Consider the following 12,729-nt stretch of genomic DNA (forward strand, 5'->3'; position numbering starts at 1 on the left):
GGCCTTTTTTATTTACTCGATATCCAGGGGATCTTCGGAAAGGATAATGCCGGTGTTATCGGCGTAGAGATGGTCGCCGGAGAAGAAAGTCACGCCGCCAAAATTAACGCGGATGTCGCTTTCGCCAATCCCTTCTGCGGTTGCGCCTACCGGAATAGCGGCAATGGCCTGAATGCCAATGTCCAGCTCTTCGAGATCGTCTACCTGGCGTACTGCGCCGTAGACCACAATGCCTTCCCATTCGTTTTGCAGGGCCAGGCGTCCCAGTTCTGCATCAATTAATGCACGACGTACCGAACCGCCGCCATCGATCAGCAAAACGCGTCCACGACCATTCTGTTCGAGCAGATCATAGAGCAACCCGTTGTCCTCGAAACATTTGACCGTGATGATTTGTCCGCCAAAAGACGACCGTCCACCAAAGTTGGAGAACAGCGGTTCCACGACGTTGACATCTTCCTGGTAGATGTCACAAAGCTCAGAAGTATCATATTTCATAGGATTTACGTTCAGTTGCCGCGAGAGTTGTCAGTATATCGTGCATAACGCGTTGTTGGCAAAATCATCAATTGTTAATTGATATTTGTCAGTTAAACCGCCAGCTGACTTAGCACTATACCGAATACAAACAACAGGTTAGTTAAAAGTGCGGCTTTTACGGTGCGTTCAAGCATCGGCGGCATCGCGCTCGCTTCGGTTTCACGCAGTACATAGCGCGCCTGTTTTACCAGCACGGGCGTGGCGAGCACGAACAGCCAGCCCCACAGACTTTGCAGTGAAATCAGGTTGAACAGGGCGAAGCACAGCCATGCGCCCGCCAGCAGGCAGGCGTGATAACGGCGGGCATTCACCGGCCCCAGACGCACCACCAGCGTGTCCTTACCATTGGCACGATCGCTGTTGATATCGCGCAGATTATTGATGTTCAGCACCGCGGTGGACAGCAGGCCGCAGGCCGTGGCGGGCAGGAACAGCGCCGGGATCAGCGTGTGCGCCTGTAAATACCAGCTTCCCATCACGCTCAGCCAGCCAAAGAACAGCAGCACGGAAATATCGCCCAGCCCAATGTAGCCATAGGGACGACGCCCGACGGTATAGGTGATGGCGGCGATAATCGACAGACCGCCCAGCACCAGGAAGCCGACAAAATCCGCCAGCGTCTGGTAGGCCACGGCGACCAGCGCCAGCCCGGACAGCGCGCTCAGGATAACTGTTACGATCAGTGCCCGCTTCATCTGCGCCTGGGTGATCGCGCCCTTTTGCATACCACGCAGCGGCCCGATGCGGTCGGGCTTATCGCTGCCTTTTACCGCATCGCCGTAATCGTTCGCCAGATTGGAGAGGATTTGCAGCAGACCGGCGGTGATCAGCGCCAGCACGGCGACAAGGGGATCGAAATGCCCCTGCCACCAGGCCAGCGTTGTGCCGACCACAATCGCGGCGAAGGCCAGAGGAAGAGTTTTCGGACGCAGGCTTTCCAGCCAGGCCTGGGTGCGGCTTAAAGGGCGCGAGTCAGTCATAGTTTTTAGCCAATAAAAATGGGGCTATTCAGCCCCATCAACAGTGATGAAAGTGCAGTGCGCGCGATTATAAGATAAAACGGCTCAAATCTTCATCTGCAACCAGCTCATCCAGGTGTTTGCTCACATAAGCCGCATCAATAGTGATGGATTCACCATTGCGATCGCTGGCGTCGTAGGAAATATCTTCCATCAGACGCTCCAGCACGGTATGCAGGCGACGGGCACCGATGTTTTCCGTGGTTTCGTTCACCTGCCAGGCGGCCTGCGCGATGCGCTTGATACCATCTTCGGTGAAGTCGATGTTCACGCCTTCGGTGGCCATCAGCGCTTTGTACTGCACGGTAACGGACGCGTTCGGCTCAGTCAGGATACGCTCGAAATCTTCCGTGGTCAGCGCCTGGAGTTCCACGCGGATCGGCAGACGACCCTGCAGTTCCGGGATCAGATCCGACGGCTTCGCCACCTGGAACGCGCCAGAGGCGATAAACAGAATGTGGTCGGTCTTCACCATGCCGTGTTTCGTGGAGACGGTACAGCCTTCCACCAGCGGCAGCAGATCGCGCTGCACGCCTTCGCGGGAAACGTCCGGGCCGTTGGATTCGCCACGTTTACAGATTTTATCGATCTCATCGATAAACACGATGCCGTGCTGCTCAACAGCATCAATGGCGTCCTGCTTCAGTTCTTCCGGGTTTACCAGCTTCGCCGCTTCTTCTTCAATCAACAGTTTCATCGCTTCTTTGATTTTCAGCTTACGCGGTTTCTGCTTCTGCCCGCCCAGGTTCTGGAACATGGACTGCAACTGGCTGGTCATCTCTTCCATGCCCGGAGGAGCCATGATTTCAACGCCCATTGGCGCGGCAGAGAGATTGATTTCGATCTCTTTGTCGTCCAGCTCGCCTTCACGCAGCTTTTTGCGGAAGGACTGGCGCGCGGCGGACGGCTCCTGCTGCTGTTCAGGCTGGCCCCAGTTGTTTTTTGCTGGTGGGATCAGCACGTCCAGAATGCGCTCTTCCGCCATTTCTTCCGCGCGGTAGCGGTGTTTTTCAATGGAGTTGCTGCGCACCATCTTGATAGCGGCATCGGTCAGATCGCGGATGATAGAATCCACTTCTTTACCCACATAGCCCACTTCGGTGAATTTGGTCGCTTCCACTTTGATGAAAGGCGCGTTCGCCAGCTTCGCCAGACGACGGGCGATTTCGGTTTTACCGACGCCGGTCGGGCCAATCATCAGAATATTTTTCGGGGTAACTTCATGGCGCAGCTCTTCGTCGAGCTGCATACGACGCCAGCGGTTACGCAGGGCAATGGCCACGGAACGCTTGGCGTTATCCTGGCCAATGATGTGTTTATTCAGTTCGCTGACAATTTCGCGTGGGGTCATTTCAGACATTAGAGATCCTTACGCCTTAGAGGACAATTCTTCGATGGTATGGAAGTGGTTGGTGTAGATGCAGATATCGCCTGCAATGCCCAACGCCTTCTCAGCAATGTCGCGCGCGCTGAGGTCGGTATTTTCCAGCAGTGCGCGGGCGGCGGCCTGGGCGTACGGGCCACCGGATCCGATAGCGATCAGATCGTTTTCCGGCTGCACCACATCGCCATTACCGGTGATGATCAGCGACGCATTTTCATCCGCCACGGCCAGCAAAGCTTCAAGCTTGCGCAGCATGCGGTCGGTACGCCAGTCTTTTGCCAGCTCAACGGCGGCTTTCACCAGATGACCCTGGTGCATTTCCAGCTTGCGTTCAAACAGTTCAAACAGCGTGAAGGCATCGGCAGTACCGCCTGCAAAACCGGCGATTACTTTGTCGTTGTACAGACGACGCACTTTTTTCACGTTGCCTTTCATTACGGTGTTGCCCAGCGTGGCCTGGCCGTCGCCAGCAATTACCACCTGGCCGTTACGGCGTACACTTACGATTGTTGTCACGAGCAGACCCCTTGTTGCATAAACGGATTAGAAGCCCCGCACAGTGTACGGGGCTGAATGCAATTATAGATGGGGGGGATTTTGGGGGTTTCAACCCCCGGAGGCGAGACGAATACAGTTTGAGTGGCCCGCCATCTTCAGGCGGTTAAGAGTGCCGTCGGTATTATCTTTGCCTTTGATCGGCCCGATGACCACGCGATTCCAGCCGTTATTGGTGGTGATGCGGGAGTCAAAACCTTCAAATGCCAGCTGCGCGCGCACGGTTTCCGCCTGCTCTGTGCCTTTAAAGGAACCGCACTGCACCATCCAGCGACGCTCATCTTTTTTCTCTGCCGTTTTCTTCGGCGCTTCCGGCTCGCGCGTGATCGGCGCGGCCTGCTGTTTTGGCGGCGCGGCATCGGTATGCGCAGGCGTTTGCAACAGATCCTGATAAGGCTGCTGGGAAGCGGTCTGCTTCGGCTGCTGCTGTACCGGCTTAGTTTGCGCGGGCGCGGTTTGCGCCGTGCGCGGCTGCTGATACGGCTGCTCCGTTACCCGTGGCTGCGTTCTCGGCTGCTGCACCGGCTGCGTGTATGTCTGCTGTTGCTGTTGCTGCTGGCGTAGCTGAACCTGCTGCTGCGCCTGACGCTGGCGTTGCAGGGTTTGCTGACGCTGTTCCGCCGTCTGTTCGTTCCACGGCACTTCATTAAGCTGAGTCGGCTGCTGACGCATATCCGCCTGCATCTGCTCCAGCAACTGGCGCTGCTCGTCCGTCAGCTGGCTCGGGTTCATCACCTCGCCGCCGGCAGACGGTTCCGTCGGCGCGCGTACGCCAGGCTGACGGCTTTCCAGCTCTTTAATATAGCGCCAGCGCTCTTCCGGTTTCGGCGGCAGCCCGTTCCCTGCCACCTTCTGATTTTGCAGCGTCTCTGCATCTTCTTTTTTATGGTGCGTAATAAAGTACAGACCACCGATAAACGCCACCAGCACAGCGGCCGCAATGGCAACCATGGCGGGCGATACAACAGACGGGCTACGTTGTTTTTTCTTTGACGTGCTCTTTTTTCGCCGCGAAGGAGCCGACTGGCTGCGGCGTACATAATCTCGTTGTGCCACTATCGTTTCGCTGTATTTATTCGTTTGTCAGCCCGTCATGTTACTTAAGCGACGGGGCTTTGACCAGAAGCGGGAGTCTTAAAGCCAATTACTTCAGGTAACGGCTTGTGTCGTCCCACGGATGATTAACTCGCAGTCCAGCAGCCGCGAACCGCTGCTGACGTTTTGCCCGTGAAGCTGATCCAGTAAAAGCAGCATCGCTTCACGTCCGATTTTGAAGCGCGGTTGCGACACTGTGGTCAGCGGCGGATCGCAAAACTGGGAGAGCGAAATATTGTCGAAACCAATAATAGACAGATCGTCAGGAATTTTCAGGCCATGACGTTTGGCACAGGATAACGCGCCCAGCGCCATCACATCGCTGTGACAGAATACGGCGGTCGGCGGCTTCGGCAGCGCCAGTAGTTGCTCCATCGCCGCGCTGCCTGCGTCAAAGGTAAAATTGCCGCGGGCAATATAGTGCGGATCAACGGTGATCCCGGTGCGGCGCAGCGCCTGCACATAGCCCTGTAGCCGATAATGGCACAGTGGCATCTCCTCCGGCCCGGCGATACAGCCGATTAACTGATGGCCCTGTTCGCGCAGATAATTAACGGCATTAAAAGCGGCCGTCAGGTTATCGATGTGCACGGTAGGCAGTTCCAGTTCAGGGGCGAATTCGTTCGCCATCACCATCGGCGGTAAATTACGCTGTTCTTCGATGCTGGCGTCAAACGGCAGGCGCGAGCCGAGCAGCAGCATACCGTCGATCTGCTTGGTAATGATCAGGTCGATAAAGGTTTTTTCCTGTTGATTCTGATGGGCGCAGTCGCCGATCAGCACCAGATAACCCTGTTCCGCCGCTGTGACTTCAATACCGCGGATGATTTCGCTAAAAAATGGATCGCAGATGTCCGGCACGATCACCAGGATAGTGCGCGATTCATTACGCTTCACGTTGCGCCCCATCGCCTGCGGATAATAGCCCACTTCAAGGGCCGCCTGTTCCACCCGGTTGCGGGTCGACTGCGAGACTTTATCCGGGTTCATTAACGCGCGGGACACCGTTGCCGTAGAGACCTTCGCTTTTTCGGCAACGTCTTTCATGGTCGCGGCAGCAACCTCTTTCTTAGCCTTCACCTCTTTCTCCTCGCATCCAGACGCAGGCGCAGCCACATCCTCTGTGTCTGACATCAGACACATTTTTATCAGATAGTTACCCGTTCCGGTTACAGTATTTTCATGAAAAGTGTGACGGATGTTGAATTATACGATCCGCCTCGCAACCTTAACCTTCGATAGGATCGACATCCAGCACCCACTTCACCTTGCGCGCTTCCGGAAGGGTATTGATGAGCACCAGCGCGCCGCTGATAAGATGTTGCAGGCGAACGCGTGACGGATGCTGCAACAGCAGTTGCCAGCGGTAGCGACCGCCGCGCTTTGGCGCAAGGGCGGGCACCGGCCCTAAAATCCAGATGTTGTTGTCCAGCAGCGGGCTGGCGTGCAACAGATTGCGCAGCTGTTGCAGGAAAACCGGCGCCTGCTCGTTGTTATGATCTTCGGCGCGAATAATCACATGGCTGGTCCACGGCGGCAGTTGCAGCGTATGCCGCTCGGCCAGCGCCTGATCCGCAAAGGCGTCGTAGCCTTTATGCAGCAGCGTCTGTAATAAAGGATGTTCCGGATGGTGCGTTTGCAGCACTACTTCGCCCTGCTTGCCGGCGCGACCGGCACGGCCTGAAACCTGGGTATAGAGCTGGGCGAAGCGCTCGGCGGCGCGAAAATCGGCGGAAAACAGTGCGCCGTCAACGTCCAGCAAGGCCACCAGCGTCACGTCCGGAAAATGGTGGCCTTTCGCCAGCATCTGCGTGCCGATTAAAATCCGCGCGCCGCCGCGATGCACTTCCGCCAGCTGCTGCTCCAGCGCGCCTTTTCGGCTGGTGGTATCGCGGTCGATACGCGACAGGGGCACGCCGGGAAAGAAGGGGGCTAAAGCCTGCTCTAACTGCTCGGTGCCCAGACCCACCGGCACCATATGCGTGGAGCCGCAGGATGGACACTGGCGCGGCACCGGGCGCTGGCTGTCGCAGTGGTGGCAGCGCAAATGGCGCTGCGCCTGGTGCAGCGTGTAGTAGTGATCGCAGCGCGGGCACTCCGCCGTCCAGCCGCAATCATGGCACAGCAGCGCAGGCGCAAAGCCACGGCGGTTCAGGAACAGGATCACCTGATTATCCGCCTGCACATGCTGGCGGATACGGGCGATCAGCGCCGGAGCCAGTCCTGCCTGTAGCGGCTGGCCTTTTAAATCCAGCACATGCTGCGTGGCCGGGCGCGCATTACCGGCCCGGCGCGTCAGGCGCAGCATACGGTATTTGCGCTGCCGTACATTATGTAATGTTTCCAGCGCCGGGGTGGCCGAGCCTAAAATAATCGGGATTTGCTCGCTGTGGGCGCGGTAGACCGCCAGGTCGCGGGCATGATAACGCCAGCCTTCCTGCTGTTTATAGGAGCTGTCGTGCTCCTCGTCGATAACAATCACGCCGAGATTTTTGAACGGGGTGAACAGCGACGAACGCGTGCCGATAACAATCGCCGCTTCGCCGTTTTTCGCTTTCAGCCAGGCGCTCAGGCGTTCGCTGTCGTTAAGGCCGGAGTGCAGCACTTCCACCGGCGCGTTAAAACGTTCGCGAAAGCGGGCAATGGTCTGCGGCGTCAGGCCGATTTCCGGCACCATCACCAGCGCTTGTTTTCCCTTAGCGAGAACATTTTCCAGCACGCTTAAATAGACTTCGGTTTTACCGGAGCCGGTGACGCCCGCCAGCAGCCAGGTGGAAAAGGTGTCAGATTCGCTGTGGATGGCGCCCACGGCGGTAGCCTGCTCGGTATTCAGACGCAGCCGCTCGCCGGGTACAGCGTAATTTTCCCGCCAGTCGGTCAGGGCCGGGGCTTCGCTGTTGAGATCGCACAGGCCTTTGGCGCGCAACGCCTGCAGGGCCGCATCGTTAAATTCCAGATCCTGCACCTGATGCCGCCAGATTTTTCCCTGGCGCAGCGCCGCCAGCGCCTGCTGCTGTTTTGGCGAGCGTTTCAGACTGTTGATGTCCACCGCCTGGCCCTGTTCGGTGGCGAACCAGAACCACAGAGGCGCAACGCTGGCGGGCTTGCCCTGCCGCAGCAAAACCGGCAAAGCGTGAAACAGCACATCTCCGAGCGGATGATGGTAATAATCAGCGGCCCACAGCAGTAATCGCCATACAGACGGGGAGAACACGGGATCGTTATCCAGCACCTCGACGACGCTTTTCAGCTCATCCAGCGGCAGTTCGCTTGTCTCGCTGACGGACACCACAATGCCGACCCGCTCCTGTTTACCAAAGGGCACGCGCACGCGACAGCCCGCGTTGACGGCAACGCCTTCCGGCAGGCGGTAGTCAAACGTACGGGGCAGCGGGACGGGCAGGGCTACGTGAGCGACGGGCATCGAATCATCCTGGCTTGAAAACTGGCGGGTTAGTATACACATTAGAAAGAGAAGGCGCGGATCAGTTTGCATGCGCTGGTTATTTTCTGTATGATTCGCCGCCTTTGATGTGTTTTGATCACGTCAAAGAGAACGTAACTACTTTAAACATCGCGTGGTGTCTGGCGTTAGGGCTGGAAGAGCGACGCGGCCTTAAACTGAGGTTTCTCCCATGAAAAAAGGTATTCACCCGAATTATGTTGAAATTACTGCAAACTGTTCTTGCGGTAATGTGATCAAAACCCGTTCTACCGTGGGTCACGATCTGAACCTGGACGTGTGCAGCAAATGCCACCCGTTCTATACTGGCAAGCAGCGTGACGTTGCTACCGGTGGCCGTGTTGACCGCTTCAACAAGCGCTTCAGCCTGCCAGGCAGCAGCAAATAAGTATTGGCTGCCAGAAAGAACCGCCTGCGGGCGGTTTTTTTATGCCTGTAATTCGGGCCAAAACAAAAGGGCAGAATATCTTCTGCCCTTTTTCATTGCTTAGTATTCCCACGTATCCGGGTCGATGCCCAGTTCACGCATGATGATCTTCGCCGCTTCCGGGATCTCATCGCTGCGCTCTTTACGCAGGTCTTCATCGTTCGGCAAAGGCTGACCGGTAAAGGCATGCAGGAACGCTTCACACAGCAGTTCACTGTTAGTGGCGTGACGCAGGTTGTTCACCTGACGACGAGTACGTTCATCGGTGAGGATTTTTAACACCTTCAGAGGAATGGAAACCGTAATTTTCTTTACTTGTTCACTCTTCTTACCGTGCTCAGCGTATGGGCTGATATATTCGCCGCTCCATTCAGCCATGAGATACCTTTAATCCTCTCAGTCATTAGTAAAAGGTCGAAACCTGATCAAACGCAGGTACCGCACCGTAATCTCGCGTAGTTTACCGTAGAGACGACACCGTGACACGGAGTATCGAATCGGCGGATATGCGCTAACGCATATAATTTTAACGGCTATTATGCATTTGCTCAATCTATACGCAAAGAAGTTTAGATGTCCAGATGTATTGACGTCCATATTCACAATGCTATTCTGATGGCTGACTTTTCATCCCTTAAGCCAGGAAGCCTTCACATGACGCGTAAACAGGCCACCATCGCAGTGCGTAGCGGATTGAATGATGACGAGCAGTACGGTTGCGTTGTCCCGCCGATTCATCTCTCCAGTACCTATAACTTCACCGGCTTCAACGAACCGCGTGCCCATGACTACTCCCGTCGCGGTAATCCGACGAGGGATGTGGTGCAGCGCGCGCTGGCGGAACTGGAAGGCGGCGCGGGCGCGGTGATGACCAATACCGGCATGTCGGCGATCCACCTGGTGACCACCGTCTTTCTGAAGCCCGGCGATCTGCTGGTCGCGCCGCACGATTGCTACGGCGGCAGCTACCGCCTGTTCGACAGCCTGGCAAAACGCGGCTGTTATCGCGTTTTATTTGTCGATCAGGGTGACGAGCAGGCATTAAAATCGGCGCTGGCCGAAAAACCGAAACTGGTGCTGGTGGAAAGTCCGAGCAACCCATTGTTGCGCATAGTGGATATTGCGAAAATCTGTCAGCTTGCGCGTGAAGCCGGGGCCGTCAGCGTGGTGGATAACACCTTCTTAAGTCCGGCGTTGCAGAACCCGCTGGCGTTGGGTGCCGATCTGGTTTTACATTCATGCACTAAATATCTGAACGGCCATTCTGACGTGGTCGCAGGGGTGGTGATCGCCAAAGACGAGGCGACTGTCACTGAACTGGCATGGTGGGCGAATAATATCGGCGTCACCGGCAGCGCCTTTGACAGCTATCTGCTGCTGCGCGGGCTGCGTACGTTGTCGCCGCGCATGGAAGTGGCGCAACGCAATGCCCAGGGGATTGTGGATTTCCTTAAAACACAGCCGCTGGTGAAAAAACTGTATCACCCGTCGTTGCCGGAAAATCAGGGCCACGAGATTGCTGCCCGTCAGCAAAAAGGATTTGGCGCCATGCTCAGTTTTGAACTGGATGGCGATGAACAAACATTACGTCGTTTCTTAAGCGGGCTGTCACTGTTTACGCTGGCGGAGTCGTTAGGGGGAGTTGAAAGTTTGATCTCCCACGCCGCCACCATGACGCACGCAGGCATGGCGCCAGAAGCGCGCGCCGCGGCGGGTATTTCCGAGACGCTGCTGCGTATTTCCACCGGCATCGAAGATGGCGAAGATTTAATTGCCGACCTGGAAAATGGCTTCCGGGCAGCAAACAAGGGGTAAACATGAGTGTGATTGCGCAGGCAGGGGCGAAAGGTCGTCAACTGCATAAGTTTGGTGGGAGTAGTCTGGCTGACGTGAAATGTTACCTGCGCGTGGCGGGTATCATGGCGGAATACTCGCAGCCTGGCGACATGATGGTCGTCTCGGCGGCCGGCAGCACCACCAACCAACTGATCAGCTGGCTGAAGCTAAGCCAGACCGACAGGCTCTCTGCGCATCAGGTTCAACAGGCGCTGCGTCGCTATCAAAGCGATCTGATCGGCGGTCTGCTGCCTGCGGATATGGCCGACACGCTCACCCAGGCGTTTATTCACGATCTGGAGCGACTGGCGGCGCTGCTTGACAGCGGCATCACCGACGCGGTGTATGCGGAAGTGGTGGGGCACGGTGAGATCTGGTCGGCGCGCCTGATGTCTGCGGTGCTCAATTTACAGGGTATGGAATCCGCCTGGCTGGATGCGCGCGACTTCCTGCGCGCCGAGCGCGGCCCGCAGCCGCAGGTCAATGAAGGCTTATCCTATCCGCTGTTGCAGCAACTGCTGGCGCAGCATCCCAATAAACGTACCGTGGTGACGGGCTTTATCTGCCGCAACGATGCGGGGGAAACCGTGCTGCTGGGCCGTAACGGCTCTGACTACTCGGCGACGCAAATCGGCGCGCTGGGCGGCGTGTCCCGGGTGACCATCTGGAGCGATGTGGCCGGGGTGTACAGCGCCGACCCGCGTAAAGTAAAAGATGCCTGCCTGCTGCCGCTACTGCGCCTTGATGAAGCCAGCGAACTGGCGCGTCTGGCTGCGCCGGTGCTGCACGCCCGTACCTTACAGCCGGTTTCCGCCAGCGACATCGATCTGCAACTGCGTTGCAGCTACAACCCGGAGCAGGGCTCCACGCGCATTGAACGCGTGCTGGCATCCGGCACCGGGGCGCGTATTGTCACCAGTCATGATGACGTCTGCCTGATTGAGTTCCAGGTGCCCGCCAGCCAGGATTTTGCACTGGCCCATAAAGAGGTGGATCTGATCCTCAAGCGTGCGCAGCTGCGTCCGCTGGCGGTCGGCATTCATAACGATCGCAACCTGCTGCAACTTTGCTACACCTCGGAAGTGGTCGACAGCGCGCTGAAGCTGTTGCAGGACGCCGGGCTGACCGGTGAACTGCGCCTGCGTCAGGGGCTGGCGCTGGTGGCGCTGGTCGGGGCGGGCGTCTGCCGTAATCCGCTGCACAGCCATCGTTTCTGGCAGCAATTAAAGGGTCAGCCGGTAGAGTTTATCTGGCAGTCCGACGACAGCATCAGCCTGGTGGCCGTGCTGCGCGCCGGGCCGACGGAGAGCCTGATCCAGGGGCTGCACCAGTCGCTGTTCCGCGCGGAAAAACGTATCGGTCTGATGCTGTTCGGCAAGGGCAATATCGGCTCGCGCTGGCTGGAGCTGTTCGCCCGTGAACAGGGCGCGCTGTCGGCGCGGACCGGTTTTGAATTTGTGCTGGCGGGCGTGGTGGACAGCCGCCGCAGCCTGCTGAGCTATGAGGGGCTGGATGCCAGCCGCGCGCTGGCGTTCTTTAACGATGAAGCGGTCGAACAGGATGAAGAGTCGCTGTTCCTGTGGATGCGCGCCCATCCCTATGATGATTTAGTGGTGCTGGACGTGACCGCCAGCGAACAGCTGGCCGATCAGTATCTGGACTTCGCCAGCCACGGTTTTCACGTTATCAGCGCCAATAAACTGGCCGGAGCGAGCGACAGCCATAAATACCGCCAGATCCATGACGCCTTCGAAAAAACCGGCCGTCACTGGCTGTATAACGCCACCGTGGGCGCGGGCTTACCCGTGAACCATACCGTGCGCGATCTGATCGACAGCGGCGATGCCATTCTCGCCATCAGCGGTATTTTCTCCGGCACGCTCTCCTGGCTGTTCCTGCAATTTGACGGCACCGTACCCTTTACCGAGCTGGTGGATCAGGCCTGGCAGCAGGGGCTGACCGAGCCGGATCCGCGCGTCGATCTCTCCGGTAAAGACGTGATGCGCAAGCTGGTGATCCTTGCCCGTGAAGCGGGTTATGACATCGAACCGGATCAGGTGCGCGTGGAGTCGCTGGTGCCGAACGGCTGTGAAGAGGGGTCGGTGGACCACTTCTTCGAGAATGGCGATGAGCTGAACGACCAGATGGTGCAGCGGCTGGAAGCGGCGCGGGAAATGGGCCTCGTGCTGCGTTACGTCGCGCGTTTCAACGCCAACGGAAAAGCGCGCGTCGGCGTGGAAGCGGTGCGCCCTGAGCATCCGCTGGCGGCCCTGCTGCCATGTGATAACGTGTTTGCCATCGAAAGCCGCTGGTATCGTGATAATCCGCTGGTGATCCGCGGGCCTGGCGCAGGACGCGATGTCACCGCCGGGGCGATCCAGTCAGATATTAACCGCCTGGCGCAGTTGCT

At 57.5% G+C, this 12,729-nt stretch carries 11 protein-coding genes; 3 read left to right on the forward strand and 8 right to left on the reverse strand.

Translation table 11 applies throughout. The annotated features are described in order from the left end of the window. Nucleotides 1-12: 12 nt before the first annotated feature. The 7 genes from rraA to priA all read right to left on the reverse strand — a co-directional run bounded on the left by rraA (nucleotide 13) and on the right by priA (nucleotide 8,017). Entirely contained in the window at nucleotides 13-498 is a 486-nt protein-coding gene (rraA, locus tag QRD42_RS05410) for a ribonuclease E activity regulator RraA (RefSeq protein WP_072571331.1), read from the reverse strand. Nucleotides 499-590: 92 nt separating this feature from the next. After that, complete coding sequence (menA, locus tag QRD42_RS05415; protein ID WP_318374592.1) at nucleotides 591-1,520, reverse strand: 1,4-dihydroxy-2-naphthoate polyprenyltransferase; 930 nt, start codon at nucleotides 1,518-1,520, stop codon at nucleotides 591-593. Between the two features lie 67 nt (nucleotides 1,521-1,587). After that, nucleotides 1,588-2,919 (reverse strand): HslU--HslV peptidase ATPase subunit, encoded by a 1,332-nt coding sequence (hslU, locus tag QRD42_RS05420; protein WP_072571329.1) that lies wholly within the window; start codon nucleotides 2,917-2,919, stop codon nucleotides 1,588-1,590. Nucleotides 2,920-2,928: 9 nt separating this feature from the next. Then, nucleotides 2,929-3,459 (reverse strand): ATP-dependent protease subunit HslV, encoded by a 531-nt coding sequence (gene hslV / locus QRD42_RS05425; protein WP_072571328.1) that lies wholly within the window; start codon nucleotides 3,457-3,459, stop codon nucleotides 2,929-2,931. A 90-nt stretch (nucleotides 3,460-3,549) separates the two neighbouring features. After that, on the reverse strand, nucleotides 3,550-4,554 hold the full coding sequence (gene ftsN, locus QRD42_RS05430; protein WP_321988355.1) for a cell division protein FtsN: 1,005 nt from the start codon (nucleotides 4,552-4,554) through the stop codon (nucleotides 3,550-3,552). A 93-nt stretch (nucleotides 4,555-4,647) separates the two neighbouring features. Continuing rightward, nucleotides 4,648-5,673, reverse strand: a complete 1,026-nt coding sequence (cytR, locus tag QRD42_RS05435; RefSeq protein ID WP_072571326.1) for a DNA-binding transcriptional regulator CytR — start codon at nucleotides 5,671-5,673, stop codon at nucleotides 4,648-4,650. A gap of 148 nt (nucleotides 5,674-5,821) precedes the next feature. Next, a complete protein-coding gene (gene priA, locus QRD42_RS05440; RefSeq protein ID WP_321988356.1) occupies nucleotides 5,822-8,017 on the reverse strand; it encodes a primosomal protein N' in 2,196 nt (731 codons plus the stop codon). Nucleotides 8,018-8,228: 211 nt separating this feature from the next. On the opposite strand from priA, the gene rpmE reads away from it, so the two are divergent. Then, complete coding sequence (rpmE, locus tag QRD42_RS05445; RefSeq protein WP_072571324.1) at nucleotides 8,229-8,444, forward strand: 50S ribosomal protein L31; 216 nt, start codon at nucleotides 8,229-8,231, stop codon at nucleotides 8,442-8,444. Between the two features lie 99 nt (nucleotides 8,445-8,543). Here the strand turns inward: rpmE and metJ are convergent, their stop codons facing one another. Beyond that, complete coding sequence (gene metJ, locus QRD42_RS05450; protein ID WP_072571323.1) at nucleotides 8,544-8,861, reverse strand: met regulon transcriptional regulator MetJ; 318 nt, start codon at nucleotides 8,859-8,861, stop codon at nucleotides 8,544-8,546. 276 nt (nucleotides 8,862-9,137) lie between these two features. Here metJ and metB point away from each other — a divergent pair, with 276 nt between their 5' ends. Both metB and QRD42_RS05460 read left to right on the forward strand, forming a co-directional pair. Beyond that, nucleotides 9,138-10,298: a cystathionine gamma-synthase gene (gene metB / locus QRD42_RS05455; protein WP_321988357.1), complete on the forward strand. Its 1,161-nt coding sequence runs from the start codon at nucleotides 9,138-9,140 to the stop codon at nucleotides 10,296-10,298. A gap of 2 nt (nucleotides 10,299-10,300) precedes the next feature. Continuing rightward, the coding region (locus tag QRD42_RS05460) for a bifunctional aspartate kinase/homoserine dehydrogenase II (protein WP_072571321.1) at nucleotides 10,301-12,729 on the forward strand (2,429 nt) is incomplete at its 3' end.

This window comes from Enterobacter sp. PGRG2 (genome assembly GCF_030291195.1).
GTDB lineage: Bacteria > Pseudomonadota > Gammaproteobacteria > Enterobacterales > Enterobacteriaceae > Enterobacter_D.